Source organism: Streptomyces sp. NPDC052682, assembly GCF_040678435.1.
GTDB lineage: Bacteria > Actinomycetota > Actinomycetes > Streptomycetales > Streptomycetaceae > Streptomyces.
Map to the genome: position 1 here is coordinate 79,905 of NZ_JBFATS010000013.1, position 16,005 is coordinate 95,909.

10 protein-coding genes are annotated in these 16,005 nt (G+C 73.0%); 3 read left to right on the top strand and 7 right to left on the bottom strand.

Annotation, left to right across the window (positions count from 1 at the left end; all coding sequences use genetic code 11):
- Positions 1-124: 124 nt before the first annotated feature.
- Both AB0K80_RS21540 and AB0K80_RS21545 read right to left on the bottom strand, forming a co-directional pair.
- A complete protein-coding gene (locus AB0K80_RS21540; protein ID WP_365671980.1) occupies positions 125-2,722 on the bottom strand; it encodes a protein kinase in 2,598 nt (865 codons plus the stop codon).
- Between the two features lie 153 nt (positions 2,723-2,875).
- The gene (locus AB0K80_RS21545; RefSeq protein ID WP_365671981.1) at positions 2,876-4,909 is read right to left on the bottom strand and encodes a serine/threonine-protein kinase; all 2,034 of its coding nucleotides are present in this window, start codon (positions 4,907-4,909) and stop codon (positions 2,876-2,878) included.
- A 172-nt stretch (positions 4,910-5,081) separates the two neighbouring features.
- On the opposite strand from AB0K80_RS21545, the gene AB0K80_RS21550 reads away from it, so the two are divergent.
- Positions 5,082-6,125, top strand: coding sequence for a serine hydrolase domain-containing protein (locus AB0K80_RS21550; protein WP_365671983.1), 1,044 nt, complete (start codon positions 5,082-5,084; stop codon positions 6,123-6,125).
- Between the two features lie 1,021 nt (positions 6,126-7,146).
- On the opposite strand, the gene AB0K80_RS21555 is transcribed toward AB0K80_RS21550, so the two are convergent.
- Positions 7,147-8,853 (bottom strand): glycerol-3-phosphate dehydrogenase/oxidase, encoded by a 1,707-nt coding sequence (locus AB0K80_RS21555; protein WP_365671985.1) that lies wholly within the window; start codon positions 8,851-8,853, stop codon positions 7,147-7,149.
- 285 nt (positions 8,854-9,138) lie between these two features.
- Here AB0K80_RS21555 and AB0K80_RS21560 point away from each other — a divergent pair, with 285 nt between their 5' ends.
- Complete coding sequence (locus AB0K80_RS21560; RefSeq protein ID WP_365671987.1) at positions 9,139-10,347, top strand: nucleotide sugar dehydrogenase; 1,209 nt, start codon at positions 9,139-9,141, stop codon at positions 10,345-10,347.
- 91 nt (positions 10,348-10,438) lie between these two features.
- On the opposite strand, the gene AB0K80_RS21565 is transcribed toward AB0K80_RS21560, so the two are convergent.
- From AB0K80_RS21565 to AB0K80_RS21580, 4 genes are all read right to left on the bottom strand, one after another.
- Positions 10,439-11,563 (bottom strand): GuaB3 family IMP dehydrogenase-related protein, encoded by a 1,125-nt coding sequence (locus tag AB0K80_RS21565; protein WP_365671989.1) that lies wholly within the window; start codon positions 11,561-11,563, stop codon positions 10,439-10,441.
- Positions 11,564-11,710: 147 nt separating this feature from the next.
- The gene (guaB, locus tag AB0K80_RS21570) at positions 11,711-13,216 is read right to left on the bottom strand and encodes an IMP dehydrogenase (protein WP_365671991.1); all 1,506 of its coding nucleotides are present in this window, start codon (positions 13,214-13,216) and stop codon (positions 11,711-11,713) included.
- A 149-nt stretch (positions 13,217-13,365) separates the two neighbouring features.
- On the bottom strand, positions 13,366-13,953 hold the full coding sequence (locus AB0K80_RS21575) for a sigma-70 family RNA polymerase sigma factor (protein ID WP_365671993.1): 588 nt from the start codon (positions 13,951-13,953) through the stop codon (positions 13,366-13,368).
- Between the two features lie 658 nt (positions 13,954-14,611).
- The gene (locus AB0K80_RS21580; RefSeq protein WP_003948568.1) at positions 14,612-15,223 is read right to left on the bottom strand and encodes a response regulator transcription factor; all 612 of its coding nucleotides are present in this window, start codon (positions 15,221-15,223) and stop codon (positions 14,612-14,614) included.
- A gap of 381 nt (positions 15,224-15,604) precedes the next feature.
- Between AB0K80_RS21580 and AB0K80_RS21585 the strand changes: the two genes are divergently transcribed.
- The gene (locus AB0K80_RS21585) at positions 15,605-15,934 is read left to right on the top strand and encodes a WhiB family transcriptional regulator (protein ID WP_365671995.1); all 330 of its coding nucleotides are present in this window, start codon (positions 15,605-15,607) and stop codon (positions 15,932-15,934) included.
- Positions 15,935-16,005: the final 71 nt, after the last annotated feature.

Consider the following 16,005-nt stretch of genomic DNA (forward strand, 5'->3'; position numbering starts at 1 on the left):
GGTCTTGACAGGGTCAGAGTAAGGACCCGCCCCCGCACAGGGAACAAGCGGGGTGCCAAGGAGACCGCACTGTGACGGTTGTCGCGGTTCGGTACGGAAGGGAACCAGGAGGAACGACCGGAAGTCAGCCCGTGAACCGGTAGGTGGCCGCCGCCTGTTCGTACAGCCGCGTCACCTCGTCCCGTTCGGCCTCGGGGCCGCGCACCTGGACCACGTGGTAGCGCCCGCCGATGAGGATCGCGAGGTTGCGCACGTACAGTTCGCCGTTGTCGCCGGTCCAGGTGAACTGCCCCTCGGCCATGCTCCGCCCGCCCACCTGGATCGTCTTCAGTCCGGTGGAGGTGGCCCAGCTGGAGTCGCGGTACGGCTGCAACTCGCGCTCCTTCTCCCGCTGGTAGGTCATGGGGTCGCTGCCGTACTCGGCCGCACTGTCCCGGCCGGGTACGACGATGAGCTCGAAGGCGCCCTTGCCGTACACGACCTGGCCGCTGCCGTTCTTGGGCGTACGGTCCCAGCCCCGGGCGACGGCGACCTGGAACCCTTCGGCGTCCTTGCGCAGGGTGAAACCGTCGGCGACGCCGGGCCCGGTGGTCTGCGTCTCGGTGGAACCGGCCGACTCCTTGCGGCTCTCCTTGCCGCCGTCCGGCTCGGCGGAACTGCTGTCGGTGCGGGGTTCGCTGCGGGAGTCCGGGTCGGGCGCGGGGCTCACCTCACCGGCGGCGCCGGTCCGGTCCTGGTCGCCCGCCCCGCCGGTGTCGCTGCCGGCCTTCGGCATGAAGAGCATGGCGTACGCGATCGCCGCGGCCAGCGCGAGCAGCACCAGCAGGAGCAGGTTGCGGCCGAGGCGCCCCGGCGGCTTCGTCTCCTGCCGGGCCCGCTTGTGCCGCCCGTGGTGCGCGGGCAGCCCGGCGCGCCGCCTGCGCACCAGCTCGCCCCGGCGCCGTACCACGGGCAGCCGGCCGGCGTCGACGGGCGGCGCCGGGACGACGTGCAGCCCGGCGTCCGGCTCGGGAGCCGAGCGCACCAGCGACCGCAGCCAGCCGCGCAGCTCCTCGAAGTCGATGCGCTCGGTCGGGTCCTGACGCAGCAGCGACTCCACCACCGGCCGCAGCGGCCCGCACTCCTCGGCGAAGGCCGGCGGCTCGGCGCACACCATCTGCACCAGCTCCGCCGTCGACTCCTCCGGGTACGGCGCATGCCCCTGTACCGCGCGGAAGAGCAGCGCGCCCAGCGCCCACAGGTCGGTGGCGGGGCCGATCGGCGCGGCCAGCTGCCAGTTCTCGTGCACCGGCCCGGCCTGCTCCGGCGCCCACCGTTCGGTCACGGGCCCGACCACGGCCATCCGCGCCTGCCGGGCCCGCTCGGCGGCCAGGGCGGTGGCGGGCCCGCGCCGGCCGGCGGCGGGGGCGACCGGGTCGTCCCAGCGGGCGGGGGGTGCGCCCTCGGGGTCCGGGCCCGCGGGGGTCCCGGACGGCAGCGCCGTACGGCCCGGTCCGCGGGGGGCGGTGCCGTGCCAGGCCGTACCGCCCGCTCCGTAGGGGTCGGCGATCTGCCCGGGAGCGGCGGCATCCGGCGCGGTGCCCTGCCCCGGGAGGTACGGCGGCTGTGCCGCGCCGTCGCCGTGCGGTCCGGGACGGCGGTCGGGGGCGGTGCGGGCACCCGGCAGGGCCGTGAGCCCGTTCTGCGTCTCGTGCACGCGGGCGGCGGCCCGGGCGCCCGCCCGATACGCGGCGATGGCGCCGGCGCGCGCCGCGCGGACGTCCCCGCCGGCGTCCATGGCCCGGCGGGCCGGCTCGGCCGCGGACCCGTGGGCCGTGTCCGCCCCGGCACCCGGCAGCGCGCCGGCCGCCCGGGCCTCGATCGCGGCCCGCCGCGCGGCCTCCGGATCGGCGAACCCGCCCGGCCCGTGCGCACCGTAGGGGCCGGCCGCGCTGGAGCCGCCGGGGCCCAAGGAACCGCCGGCACCGCCGAAGGTGCCCGAGCCGCCGAGGGTGCCCGGGCCGCCGCCGGGACCGGCACGACCGGCGCTCCCGGCCACGGCGACTCCGGGGGGCGCACCGCCCCCTGGGGCACCCGCCGGTCCCTCCTCCTCCGCCACCGGGACCGGGTCGTACCCGCACAGCGCCTCCTCCGCCGCCCCGACCGCCAGACCGGTCAGCATCACCCGGCCGTCGTCGCAGACGAGCACCGTACGGGCGGTGATGTTGCGGTGCACCCAGCCGTGGGCGTGCAGCACCCGCAGCGCCATGAGCACGTCGGAGGCCACCTCGGCCGCCCGGTACGGCGTGAGCGGCTTCTCGGCGAGCAGCGCCGCCAGCGGCCGCGCGGCCACCAGCTCACTGACGATCCACAGCGAACCGCCCTCGGCGAACACGTCGAAGACCTGGTCCAGCCGCGGGTGGTCGGGGATCCGGGCCGCGGCCTGCGCGGCTTCCACGGCACGCCGCACGACCGGGTCGGTGGGCCGCCGGGTGGCCGGGCGCGCCGCCGTACGTCCGCCACCGCGCCGTGCACCGCCGTCCCGGGCCGTGAAACCGTCGGGCAGCCCCTCCGCGTCGAGTACCTCCGCCTCGACGACCTCCGGCAACGGCACCTGCCTGACGAGGACTTCCTGCCCGCTGTAGGTGTCGAAGGCCCGGGTCTCGGTGAGTTCGTACTCGTCGGACGGCGGCAGCGGCAGGCGGTAGCGGTCGGCGAGCACCCGGCCCGCATAGTCGTCCACGTTGCCTCCCCCGGCAGCCCGCTCGGTCAATTCCGTTCGCCCTGCGTCCCGTTCCGGCTGCGTACGGTCCGCAAGCTTTCACGATACGTGCCGGAGGCAACCCGCAGAGCGGGGACGCGACATCTCACTCCCCAAACCCGGGACGGCTCATGCTCAGGACTTCGGTTCGAAGGTCTCCGTCAGGGTCCGCCAGGTCTCCTTGCGCGGCTCGCTGTCCCAGTCGGCCGCCCGCGCCGTGTACATCAGCGCGTACCCGAGACGGTCGTCGACGACGAACCCGCGGTCGATGGTCCGGTACCTGGTCCCGCCGTCGACGTAGGTGAACTCCCAGTCGGCCGTCTTCCAGCCCCGGTAGTCCACCGCCGCTATGCGGATCTTCCGGTACTGCGAGCGGACCATGAAGCGCTCCTGCGCCTTCCAGTCCGCCACCGGGTCGTCCTTCGGGGTGGAGGTCCAGGCGACGAGCAGCTTCTGCCCGTCGGGCCCGGTGAAACGATCCCCCGCCGCGTCCGTCGACCGGTACTTCCACCCCTCGGGCAGCCCGATCGCGTACCCCTGGCTCCCCTTGTACGTCGACGCCACCGCGGTGTCCTTCTCGCCGGACCCCTGCGACCCCGCGCCACCGGTGCCGCCGTCCGCGGTCGGCGAACTGCCCGGCGTGGTGCGGGACTCGGCGGACCGGGACGCCGCGCCGTCCGGCCGGGTACGGGCGTCGTCGTCCTTCTTGGTGTCACCGCTGGCCGAAGCGCTGGCGACCGGCTTGCCGCCGCCGCGGGCACCGTTCGTGTCCTCGCCGCCACCGCCGAACGCGATGGCGAGCACGGTCCCGATCACGGCCAGCGCCACGGCCACCGCGATGATGACCAGCGTCCGCCGTGGCACGACGTCGGTGATCGGCGCCCGGGGAACCGGCCGCGGCGGCAGGTCGGGCAGGTCCGGCGGCGGCATGACGGGCCACCCCGAACTCCGGCCGCCCGGCGCCGTCGTCCCCTGCGCACCGGTCCCTGCGGCACCGCCCTGGGCTGACGACGTTGTCGGCGACGCGGGCCTGGTCGCCCGGGTCTCGGCCGCCTCACCGCCCTCTGCCGAAGCGGCCGTGCCGCTCCCGGACCTGCCACGGGCGGTGGCCGCCGAACCGGTCGTCCCCGCCCCGACGGCGGCCTTGCGCACCGAGCGCAGCGCCCCGCGCAACCGGTCGGCCGCCTCCTCGCCGCGCTTGCTCCCGGCGCCCGCCGCACCGCCGCCGTCCCGCCGGTCGGGCTGCGACACCACGGGCACGACCCTGGTCGCGTCCATCGGCTCCGGCTCGTCGGCCTTCGGGTCGGGGCCGTGGATGACGGCGTTGAGCATCGCCCGCGCACCGGCGTCGTCGAGCCGCTTGGCCGGATCCTTCTGCAGCAGCCCGTAGATGACGTCCTTGAGCGGACCCGCGTTCTTCGGTTCCTCGAGCGGCTCGGTCATCACGGCCGTCAGGGTCGCGATGGCGGAGCCCTTGTCGTACGGCGGAACGCCCTCCACCGCCGCGTACAGCAGCCCGCCGAGCGACCACAGGTCGGCCGCCGGCCCCGGCTTGTGCCCGCGTGCCCGCTCCGGGGAGATGTAGGAGGGCGCGCCGACCAGCATGCCGGTCGAGGTGATGGACGGGTCGCCCTCGACCTGGGCGATCCCGAAGTCGGTGAGCACGACCCGGCCGTCCTCGGCGATCAGCACGTTCGACGGCTTCACGTCCCGGTGCAGGATGCCCTCACGGTGCGCGGACCGCAGCACGTCGAGGATCGCCAGGCCCACCTCCGCCGCGCGCCGGGGCTTCAGCACGCCGTCCTCCCGGATGACCTCGGCGAGCGACTTGCCCTCGACGAGTTCCATCACGATCCAGGGCCGGTCGTCCTCCTGGACCACGTCGAACACCGTGACGGCGCTGTTGTTGCGGATCCGCGCGATCGCCTTGGCCTCGCGCAGCGTCCGCGTGATCAGCCGCCGCTTCTCCTCCTCGTCGATGTTCGACGGGAACCGCAGCTCCTTGACGGCGACCGTCCGGCCCAGGGTCTCGTCCTCGGCACGCCACACCGTGCCCATGCCGCCCCGGCCGAGCACGTCCCCCAGCCGGTACCGCCCCGCGAGGAGGCGCTCGCGGTTGTCCTGCCGAGTGTCCTGACGAGATGTCCCCGCCCGCTCCGCCTCCGACATGCGTCCCCTCATACAACCCGCCCTGACAGAGCCTCCATTGTCTCTCACCCGACAAGTGCCCGATGCCCCGGGTGCCCCTGGCCGGGCCCTTGACGCCCACGCAGCGGGGGACCGGGTGGAATGACCCGTTCCGCTGCCGTGCATGATGGCCCCCCACACGGGAGGAGCCAGGATGCCGCGACTTCGGACACTGCTGGTCCCTCTCGTGTGCCTGGTGCTGCTCGCGCTGGCACCGACCGCCTCCTCGGCACCGCCGGAACGGCCCCCGGACACGGTCCTCCCGCTGCTGGTCACCCGGGGGCACGCGCCGGCCGCGGCCCTGCTGGCCCGGGAGGGAAGCACGACCCACTATGCCCAGGCGGGGGCGGGAATCTCCCGGTGGGACCATTTCCGCGCCGGCAGCATCACGAAGACGTTCCTCGCGACGGTCGTGCTGCAACTGGCGGCCGAGCACCGGCTGTCGCTGTCCGACACGGTGGAGCAGCACCTGCCGGGCCTGGTGCGGGGGCAGGGCAACGACGGCCGCGCGCTGACCCTGCGCGCCCTGCTCACCCACACCAGCGGCCTGTACGACTTCACCGCGGACACCGACGGCACCGTCCCCGTGACGGCTCTTCAGGCCGTACGCCTCGCACTCACCCACCCTCCGGCCGACCGCGGCCGCTTCTCCTACTCGAACACCAACTACGTCCTGCTCGGCCTGATCATCCGTCAGGTCACCGGCCACTCCTACGCGACCGAGGCCGAGCGCCGCATCATCGCTCCGCTGCGCCTGACCGGTACCTCCTTTCCTGGCTCCCGCACCTCGCTGCCCCTCCCGCACGGCCACGCCTACACCGCCGGCGGAAGAGACGTCACCGACCTCGACCCGCGGGTGGCCGGTGCCGCGGGCGAGTTGGTGACCACCCTCGCCGACCTGGACCGCTTCTACGCGGCCCTGCTGGGCGGTGCGCTGCTGCCCCCGCGCTGGCTGCGCGAGATGCTCGACACCCGTGCCACGCACGGCGCGTACGGCATGGGCGTGTTTCCCGAGAAGCTGCCGTGCGGCACCGTCGTATGGGGGCACAACGGGCACATCTCCGGCAGCTACGTGCGCACCGCAGCCACCGTGGACGGCCGGCGTGTCCTCACCTTCCGGGTCAACACGGACGAGATCGCAGACCCCGGTCTGGAACCCGCGGTGCTCGCCGCCGAGTTCTGCCCTCGCATCTCGTAAAACGGACGGGCGCCGAACGGATATCCCGACTCGCCACACCCGTTCGAGTGAATCGGGGTGGCTGCGGTGGGGAGGGGTGGCAGGGGCCATCCGGTGAGGCGTGGTGATGCCTCCCAGGCGGGGTGGCGGGCGCCCGCCCGGCGGGGTGGGGCGGGCCGCCCGGTGCGGGTGTCGCCCGGCGGGGGTGTGCCGCCCGGCGGAGCCCACCAGGCACAGGGCCGGAATTCCACCCGGCAGGGTGCGTGGCCACGCGACGGGTGTGTGGCCACCGGCTGGGTGTGTGACCCACTGGGTGTGGCCACCCGACGGGTGTGTGGCCACCCGCCGGGTCGTGACCCACTCGTCGGCGCGGGGGCCCCGGAGCGTGCGTGCCCCCGACGCGGTGGCGGAACTGCACGCGGCAGAGTGCGTGGCCGCCCGGCGCGGAGAGTGTGGCCACCCTGGCGGATGCATGGCGCCCGGTGGGGGCGTCCCCACCCCGGCCTGCCCCGCCCGGACGTGTGCGGGACCCACCGACGCGGGTGCCGGACACCCCACCCGCCACGGTGAGCGGCCACCCCGGCAGATGCATGGCGCCCGGTGGATGCGTTCCCACCCGGCCTCCCCCGCCCGGACATGTGCGGGACCCACCGACCCGGGTACCGGACACCCACCCGCCACGGTGACAAGCCCCCGCCCGGCAGGGTGCGTGGACGCCCGACCGGGGGTGTGCCGCCCGGCGGGAGCCTGCGGCCAGGCGCGCACGGCGGACCCCGGCAGGCGTGGCCCCCGGCTGGGGGGACCTGGCCGCCCAGCGTGGTGGGCCGTCCCCCGGCGGATGCGTGCCCCGCCCTGAGACGTGCGGGACCCACCTGGCGTGGCGGGACCCACCTCGCGTGGCGGGACCCACTTGGCGTGGCGGGACCCACCTGGCATGGCGGGACCTCACCCCGGCAGCATCTGATCCCCGGGCCCCCAGAGGGGTGACGGACCCCACCCCCCAGCGCCCAAAAGCTCCCCTGCCCAGGCGCCCCCGGCCGCCCTACAGCGGCACAATGTCCGGCGCCCCCAGCCGTGCCGCGTCGGCCGTCAGGTCGTCCGGCTGGCGCTGGGACTCGCGCTCGGCCTCCACCCGCTTCTCGTAGTGCTCGACCTCACGCTCGATCTGGTCCTTGTCCCAGCCGAGCACGGGCGCCATCAGTTCCGCGGCCTCGCGGGCGCAGCGCGTCCCCCGGTCGAAGGTCTCGATGGATATGCGGGTGCGCCGGGTCAGCACGTCGTCCAGGTGGCGCGCACCCTCGTGCGAAGCCGCGTAGACGACCTCGGCGCGCAGGTAGTCGTCGGCGCCCTGGAGGGGCCTGCCGAGGGAGGCGTCCGAGGCGACGAGCTCCAGCAGTTCCTCGGCCATCGACCCGTACCGGTTGAGCAGGTGTTCCACGCGCACCACGTGCAGCCCGGTCCGGGCGGCGATCCGTGCCCGGGCGTTCCACAGGGCACGGTAGCCCTCGGCGCCGAGCAGCGGGATCTCCTCGGTGACGCAGTCGGCGACGCGCATGTCGAGGCCGTGCACCGCCTCGTCCACCGCGTCCTTGGCCATCACCCGGTACGTGGTGTACTTGCCGCCCGCCACGACGACCAGCCCGGGCACGGGATGCGCCACGGTGTGCTCGCGCGACAGCTTGCTGGTGGCGTCCGACTCGCCGGCCAGCAGCGGCCTGAGCCCCGCGTACACGCCCTCGACGTCGTCCCTGCTCAGCGGTACCGCGAGCACCGAGTTCACGTGGTCCAGCAGGTAGTCGATGTCCGCGCTGGACGCGGCCGGGTGCGCCTTGTCGAGGTCCCAGTCGGTGTCGGTGGTGCCGATGATCCAGTGCCGGCCCCAGGGGATGACGAACAGCACGGACTTCTCGGTGCGCAGGATGAGCCCGGTGGTGGAGTGGATGCGGTCCTTGGGCACGACCAGGTGGATGCCCTTGGAGGCCCGGACGTGGAACTGGCCGCGCTCCCCCACCATGGCCTGCGTGTCGTCCGTCCACACGCCGGTGGCGTTGACGACCTGCTTGGCGCGGACCTCGTACTCGCCGCCGCCCTCGACGTCCTGCACCCGGGCGCCGACGACCCGCTCCCCCTCGCGCAGGAAGCCGGTCACCCGCGCGCGGTTGGCGGCCTTCGCGCCGTACGCCACCGCCGTGCGCACGAGGGTCGCCACGAAGCGGGCGTCGTCCATCTGCGCGTCGTAGTACTGCAACGCCCCGACCAGGGCGTCCTTCTTCAGACAGGGCGCGACCCGCAGCGCGTGACGCCGCGTCAGATGGCGGTGCAACGGCAGGCCCCGGCCGTGCCCCTTGGCCATCGACATGGCGTCGTACAGGGCCACGCCCGACCCGGCGTACAGCCGCTCCCAGCCCTTGTGCTGCAACGGGTACAGGAAGGGCACGGGCTTCACCAGGTGGGGGGCGAGCCGCTCCAGCAGCAGGCCGCGTTCCTTCAGCGCTTCCCGCACGAGTGCGAAGTCGAGCATCTCAAGGTAGCGCAGGCCGCCGTGGATCAGCTTGCTGGACCGGCTGGAGGTGCCCGACGCCCAGTCGCGCGCCTCGACCAGGCCCGTGGACAGGCCTCGGGTCGCGGCGTCCAGGGCGGTGCCCGCGCCGACCACGCCGCCGCCCACGACCAGGACGTCGAGCTCGCGCTCGGCCATGCCCGCGAGTGCCTCGGCGCGCTGCGCCGGCGCCAGTGTCGCTGTCCTCACTGCTGCCTCCCGCTCATCGGTCGCGTCGGCCGCACCCGTCGGGCGAAGCCCGATTCGTACCCCCCATGCCCAAAATTCTGACCGGCTTGCCCGGCTTCGGCCACCACGCGCCCCCAGCCTGTGGACAACGCTCACGGAAACACGCGCGGAAACCCACACGACGCGGGCGGCCAATCCCGCATATCGGTCATATTTACTCCTAGTCTGACATTGCGTTTCGCTCGTCCTGTCCACAGGGCTTGCGCACCTGTCCCACTTCGGATATCGGGAAGGACGGCCCTCGCCATGCCCGCAGATCTCGCCGTCATCGGACTCGGCCCGTACGGCCTGCCCCTGGCGCAGGCCGCCGTCGCCGCCGGCATCCCCACGCTCGGCTACCGGACGGGCCCGGAACCCGGCTCCCTCAGCCCCGCCGAGCTGCGCCGGATGCTCTCGGGGGGCTTCCGGCAGGCCACCAACCCCGCCGAGCTCGGCCGGGTACGCACCGCCGTCATCTGCGCCCCGACTCCGCGCGGCGCGGACGGCGGGCTCGACCTCGGCCGGGTGGAGACCGCCGCGCGCACCCTGGCCGGCCGGCTCCGCCCGCACACCACGGTGATCCTGGAGTCGCCCGTGCCGCCGGGCACCACGGAGGATTTCCTCCGCCCGCTGCTCGAAGAGGGCTCGGGCCTGCGCGCCGGCCGCGACTTCCACCTGGCCTACTCCCCCAGCCGCGTCGATCCCGGCAACCGCGTCTTCACCCCCGCCAACACGCCCAAGGTGATCGGCGGGCTCACCCCGGCCTGCACGGAGTCGGCCGCCGCGTTCTACGGCCGGCTCACCGACAAGGTCGTCCGCGCGCGTGGCCCGCGCGAGGCGGAGACGGTGCAGCTGCTGGAGACCAACTACCGGCATGTGAACATCGCCCTGGTCAACGAGATGGCCGCGCTCTGCCACGACCTGGGCATCGACCTGTGGGACGTGATCCGCTGCGCGGAGACCAAGCCGTTCGGCTTCCAGGCCTTCCGCCCCGGCCCCGGCGTCGGCGGCCACGCCGTCCCCCAGGAGCTGACCGCCCCCACCGGCCGCACCCTGCGCCTGGTGGAACTGGCCCAGCAGGTCAACAGCCGCATGCCCGGGTACGTCGTCCAGCGGGCCGCCACGCTCCTGAACGAGCACGGCAAGTCGGCACGCGGCGCACGCGTCCTGCTGCTCGGCGTCACCTACAAGCCCGACCTCGCCGACCAGCAGGCCGGCCCCGCCCAGGAGATCGCGACCCGGCTCATGGAGCTCGGCGCCTCCGTCAGCTACCACGACCCGCACGTCCCGTCCTGGAACGTCCTGGGCCGCCCGGTCCCCCGCGCCGACTCCTTCTACGAGGCAGCCGCCGACGCCGACCTGACGATCCTGCTCCAGCAGCACCGCACCTACGACCTCCAGGGGCTGTCGGTGAAGGCCCAGCTGCTGCTGGACACGCGCGGGGCCACGCCCACCGGGGCGGCCCATCGGCTGTGAGCGGCTCCACCGCGGCCCCACAAGCCCCCGGACGCCGAAGGGGAAGGGCCGGTCACCCACCCGGGTGACCGGCCCTTCCCCGCGCTGCTGCCTACCGCCGGTGCTGCGAGTCCGCCACCGTGACCTCGACCCGCTGGAACTCCTTCAGCTCGCTGTAGCCGGTGGTGGCCATGGCGCGGCGCAGGGCGCCGAAGAAGTTCATCGAGCCGTCGGGCGTGTGGGAGGGGCCCGTGAGGATCTCCTCGATGGTGCCGACCGTGCCGAGGTCGACCTTCTTGCCGCGCGGCAGTTCCTCGTTGACGGCCTCCATGCCCCAGTGGTGGCCCTTGCCGGGACCGTCGGTCGCGCGCGCCAGCGGGGAGCCCATCATGACCGCGTCGGCGCCGCAGGCGATCGCCTTGGGCAGGTCGCCGGACCAGCCGACCCCGCCGTCCGCGATCACGTGCACGTACCGGCCGCCGGACTCGTCCATGTAGTCGCGGCGGGCGGCGGCCACGTCGGCGACCGCCGTCGCCATGGGCACCTGGATGCCGAGCACGTTGCGCGTGGTGTGGGCGGCGCCGCCGCCGAAGCCGACCAGGACGCCGGCCGCGCCGGTGCGCATCAGGTGCAGGGCGGCGGTGTAGGTGGCGCAGCCGCCGACGATCACCGGGACGTCGAGCTCGTAGATGAACTGCTTCAGGTTCAGCGGCTCGTGCGAGTGCGAGACGTGCTCCGCGGAGACCGTCGTACCGCGGATGACGAAGATGTCGACGCCGGCGTCCACGACGGCCTTGGAGAACTGGGCCGTGCGCTGCGGGGAGAGCGCGGCGGCGGTGACCACGCCCGAGTCGCGCACCTCCTTGATGCGCGCGCCGATCAGCTCCTCCTTGATGGGGGCGGCGTAGATCTCCTGGAGGCGGCGGGTGGCGGACTCGGCCGGCAGCTCCGCGATCTCGTCGAGCAGCGGCTGCGGGTCCTCGTACCGCGTCCACAGGCCCTCGAGGTTCAGCACGCCCAGGCCGCCGAGCTCGCCGATGCGGATGGCGGTGGCCGGGGAGACGACCGAGTCCATGGGGGCGGCCAGGAAGGGCAGCTCGAAGCGGTAGGCGTCGATCTGCCAGGCGATCGAGACCTCCTTCGGGTCCCGGGTACGGCGGCTGGGGACGACGGCGATGTCGTCGAAGGCGTACGCCCGGCGGCCGCGCTTGCCGCGCCCGATCTCGATCTCAGTCACGATGTGTGGCCTTTCCCTGATGCGTTTCAGCGTCTTCCAGTATCGCCGACGGGTACGACAGCGGGCCTGCAGAGGTACGGCGAGGGCGGCCCCGGAAGCTCCGGGGCCGCCCTCACACGCCGGGGACACGCGCCACGCGCGCGTGGCTCACCGGTTGGCGCTGTAGTTCGGCGCCTCGACCGTCATCTGGATGTCGTGCGGGTGGCTCTCCTTCAGGCCCGCGGAGGTGATCCGCACGAAGCGGCCCTTGGACTCCATCTCGGCGATGGTGGCCGCGCCCACGTAGCCCATGGTCTGGCGCAGACCGCCGACGAGCTGGTGCAGCACGTTGGAGAGCGGGCCGCGGTAGGGCACCTGACCCTCGACGCCCTCGGGCACGAGCTTCTCGTCGGAGGTGACGTCCGCCTGGAAGTAGCGGTCCTTGGAGTACGACCTGCCCTGGCCGCGGGACTGCATGGCGCCGAGGGAGCCCATGCCCCGGTAGGACTTGAACTGCTTGCCGTTGATGAACAGCAGCTCGCCCGGCGACTCCTCACAGCCGGCCAGGAGACTGCCCAGCATCACCGTGTCGGCGCCGGCGGCGAGGGCCTTGCCGATGTCACCGGAGTACTGCAGGCCGCCGTCGCCGATCACCGGGATGCCGACCGGGCGGGCCGCGAGGGCCGCCTCGTAGATGGCCGTGACCTGCGGGACGCCGATGCCGGCGACCACGCGCGTGGTGCAGATGGAGCCGGGGCCCACGCCGACCTTGATGCCGTCGACACCGGCGTCGATCAGCGCCTGGGCGCCGTCGCGGGTGGCGACGTTGCCGCCGATCACGTCGACGTTCACGCTCGACTTGATCTTCGCCATCCAGTTGAGGGCGTTGCTGTTGTGGCCGTGCGAGGTGTCGACGACCAGGAAGTCCACACCGGCCTCGGCCAGCGCCTGGGCCCGCTCCAGCGCCTCGGGGCTGGCGCCCACGGCGGCACCGACGAGGAGGCGGCCCTTGGCGTCCTTGGCGGCGTTGGGGTACTGCTCGGCCTTGACGAAGTCCTTGACGGTGATCAGGCCCTGCAGGACGCCCTCGTCGTCGACGAGCGGCAGCTTCTCGATCTTGTGCCGGCGCAGCAGCTCCATGGCGTCGGGGCCGGAGATGCCGACCTTGCCGGTGACCAGCGGCATCGGCGTCATGACCTCGCGCACCTGGCGGGAGCGGTCGGTCTCGAAGGCCATGTCCCGGTTGGTGACGATGCCGAGCAGCTTGCGGTTGCCGTCCGTGACGGGCACGCCGCTGATGCGGAACTTGGCGCACAGCGCGTCGGCCTCGGCGAGCGTGGCATCCGGGTGGATGGTGATCGGGTTGGCCACCATGCCGGACTCGGAGCGCTTCACCAGGTCGACCTGGTTGACCTGGTCCTCGATGGACAGGTTGCGGTGCAGCACGCCGACGCCGCCCTGGCGGGCCATCGCGATGGCCATCCGGGACTCGGTGACCTTGTCCATCGCCGCCGAGAGCAGCGGGATGTTGACACGGACATTGCGGGACACGCGGGACGAGGTGTCGACCGCGTTGGGGAGCACCTCCGATGCGCCCGGCAGCAGCAGCACGTCGTCGTAGGTCAGCCCGAGTGTCGCGAATTTCTCGGGCACTCCGTCGACGTTCGCAGTCATGACACCTTCCCCAAATGGCCTTGATCGGTGCGGATGTCCATGCTAACGGGAAGCGCGGCTGTCTCATTCCACGGTTCCGGTCGGCACCGGGCTTCGTATGTTCGTACGGAAACGGCCCGTCACCTGTTCAATGAAGGGCCCGTGCAGGGTTATTGCTCGGCCAGCGCCCGCAGCCGGCTCAGTGCCCTGTGCTGCGCCACCCGGACGGCCCCGGGTGACATTCCCAACATACGGCCGGTCTCCTCGGCCGTGAGCCCCACCGCGATCCGCAGCAGCAGCAGCTCCCGCTGGCTCTCGGGGAGGTTGGCGAGCAGCTTCTTGGCCCATTCGGCGTCGCTGCTGAGCAGGGCGCGCTCCTCGGGGCCGAGGGAGTCGTCCGGGCGCTCGGGCATCTCGTCGGAGGGGACGGCCGTGGACCCCGGGTGGCGCATCGCGGCGCGTTGCAGGTCGGCGACCTTGTGGGCGGCGATGGCGAACACGAACGCCTCGAAGGGGCGCCCGGTGTCCTTGTAGCGGGGCAGCGCGAGGAGCACCGCCACGCAGACCTCCTGGGCGAGGTCCTCGACGAAGTGCCGGGCGTCGCCCGGGAGGCGGGACAGCCGGGTGCGGCAGTAGCGCAGCGCCAGCGGATGGACGTGGGCGAGCAGATCATGCGTGGCCTGCTCGTCCCCGTCGACGGCTCGGTGGACGAGCTCACCGATCGCCCCGGGAGCAGTGGCCGCCTCGTCGTCACGCATCGGTCCATGGTGCCTTGCGGCCGTGCGGTCCGCGGCACCGCGTCCGTTGTTGTGCCCCGAAGCGTTATGAGCAGGTGCGCCGGAACTCATCCCCTGCGCCCTCCCCTTCCGCTCGACCGACTCGTCCCCGAGAGACTCCACACCTCAAGGATGCGGCATCCGCGGCGAAACGAGCAGCGGGCACCGGACGGGCTGCTGTACGACTGTTCACGACCGCGCCGCGGGGCGGGCACCGACGCTTCAGGACTGCGCCCCGTGACGTGCGCCAACGGTTCAGCCCCACGCCCTCGGGGCACGACTCACTCTTGTGGCGGGCACCGGCCGGCTGAGGACGATGCCCTGGACGAGACGCCGACCGCTCACGAACCGCGCCCCGCGAGGGACACCGGCCGCCACGGGCCACGCCCCTCGACGGGCATCGACCATCGACGCCCCGCACCCGGGGACGAGCCCCGGCCGCTCACGCCCCGCACGCAGGACGAGCAGGGCCGTTCCGGGCCGAGACCCCGCCCACGTGACGGGCACCGGCCGCTCACGACCACACGCCCCGCGAACCGGGTCGCGGGCGTGACCGCCGCGGACGGTCCGCAGCCCACGGACTGCCCGCAGCTCAGGTCAGCGCGGCACGCTGCGTCAGCGCAGCACCGGGGCGGGAGCGCTACCGCACCAGCCCCCACCGGAACCCGAGCGCCACGGCGTGGGCCCGGTCCGACGCGCCCAGCTTCTTGAACAGCCGCCGGGCGTGCGTCTTGACGGTGTCCTCGGAGAGGAACAGCTCACGGCCGATCTCCGCGTTGGAGCGGCCGTGGCTCATTCCCTCGAGGACCTGGATCTCCCGCGCGGTGAGCGTGGGCGCCGCGCCCATCTCCGCCGAGCGCAGCCGGCGCGGGGCGAGCCGCCAGGTCGGGTCGGCGAGCGCCTGGGTCACCGTCGCGCGCAGTTCCGCGCGGGAGGCGTCCTTGTGCAGGTAGCCCCGGGCGCCGGCGGCCACCGCGAGGGCCACGCCGTCCAGGTCCTCGGCGACCGTGAGCATGATGATGCGCGCGCCGGGGTCGGCGGACAGCAGCCGCCGGACGGTCTCGACGCCGCCCAGACCGGGCATGCGTACGTCCATCAGAATCAGGTCCGAGCGGTCGGCGCCCCAGCGGCGGAGGACTTCCTCGCCGTTGGCAGCCGTCGTCACGCGCTCTACGCCGGGCACGGTCGCGACCGCGCGGCGGAGCGCCTCTCGGGCAAGCGGGGAGTCGTCGCAGACGAGGACGGAAGTCATGGCCGCCCTCCGCAGCTGATGCGCGTCACCTTGAGCCTCCAGGCTGGTACGAAATCGTCACCTGTGCGGTCGACCGTCTCGGACGCCCGCCCGAGCGTCTGTTCCTTCAACCGCCTCGGCACTCTCAACGACGGTCACTCGAAAGAGTTACGGGGCTGTCTGTCATCTTCGGCACTCTACGTGAGGGGCCGGACACGGTGCAGATATGCGCGACAGACTCTCAACGTTTCATCACAAGCTATGCCCCATTCAGACCCTTTTCTTCCCCTTCGCTGGTGTCTGCGGCTAGATTCGCAATGAGTCATATTTTCATCTCCTTAGATCGTAGTTGTACGGTCGTGGACACCGGATCCGCCCAGAACGGCTACAAGGGGTCACGCAATGGCAGATTTCTCCCGCCTTCCCGGACCGAACGCGGACCTGTGGGACTGGCAGCTGCTGGCTGCCTGTCGCGGGGTGGACAGCTCGCTCTTCTTCCACCCGGAGGGCGAGCGCGGTGCGGCTCGGAGTGCTCGTGAGAACTCGGCCAAGGAGGTCTGCATGAGGTGCCCGGTACGCGCCGAGTGCGCGGCCCATGCGCTGGCGGTGCGGGAGCCGTACGGCGTATGGGGCGGACTGACCGAGGACGAGCGCGAAGAGCTCATGGGGCGGGCGCGCAACCGGCTGGTGTCGGCGTCGACCACCAGCGGGCACGCCACCTCGAACAGTTGAACAAAAGAGTTGAAGGAACGTTTCTGCAAGCCTTCGCACCAGGGGCACGCGCACGCGTGCCCCTGTTTTGT